General features: G+C 73.5%; 2 pseudogenes. Both read right to left on the reverse strand.

Annotation, left to right across the window (positions count from 1 at the left end):
- Window positions 1-267, reverse strand: a pseudogene (locus tag D8M34_RS18440) (2-oxoacid:ferredoxin oxidoreductase subunit beta); the annotation flags it as partial.
- Window positions 264-803: pseudogene (locus D8M34_RS19160) on the reverse strand (2-oxoacid:acceptor oxidoreductase subunit alpha); the annotation flags it as partial. The pseudogenes D8M34_RS19160 and D8M34_RS18440, both read right to left, overlap by 4 nt.

The raw sequence follows: 803 nt of genomic DNA on the forward strand, positions 1-803 counted from the left end.
GTGGATGGAGTGCATCCCGTAGGTGTTGAGGTAGTAGGGGAACCGCGAGCTGCAGCCGCTGCCGGAGACGACGCCGGCGTTCTCGCGCTTGATGCCCAGGGGGGGGAGGAACTGGCGGACGGCGGCGAGGACGGCGTAGTCGCCGCAGCCGTGGCACCAGCGGACCTCCTGGTCGGAGGTGTAGTCCTTCGCGGTCTGCTTCGCGTCCGTCGTCGGGACCCCGTCGAGGCCGCCGATGGACGGCAGGCCCAGGTCGGTGGCGGTCATGCCTGCGCTCCAGTGGTCTCGTCGGCGACGTCGGCCGCCGACTCCGGGTGCTTGCCGGTGAGGTAGTCCAGGAACACGTCCTGGAGTTCCTCGGCGCCGAACGGGAGCCCGGCGACCTTGGTGTAGCTCTTGACGTCGACCAGGTGCTCGGCGCGCAGCAGCATGGCGAGCTGGCCGAGGTTCATCTCGGGGCAGAGCACCGTGCGGTAGCCGCCCAGGACGTCGCCGAGGTTGCCCGGCATCGGGTTGAGGTTGCGCAGGTGCACGGTGGCGACCGAGTGGCCCAGCTTGCGCACGCGGCGGGCCGCGGCGTTGATCGGGCCGTAGGTCGAGCCCCAGCCGATGCCGCGGAAGTCCGCGTCGCCGTCGGGGTCGTCGACCACGAGGTCGGGCGCGGCGATGGCGTCGGCCTTCGGCTGGCGCACCCGCGCCATGCGGGCGTGGGGTGCGGGGTGGTCCGAGACCGAGCCGCGACGTGCGGCCTGCGCCGCCCCGCCGCCCCGGCCGCGCACCCCGCCGGTGCCGGCAGTCGCCCC

Origin of the sequence: Microbacterium sp. HSID17254 (assembly GCF_003989315.1) — a bacterium.
Lineage (GTDB): Bacteria > Actinomycetota > Actinomycetes > Actinomycetales > Microbacteriaceae > Microbacterium.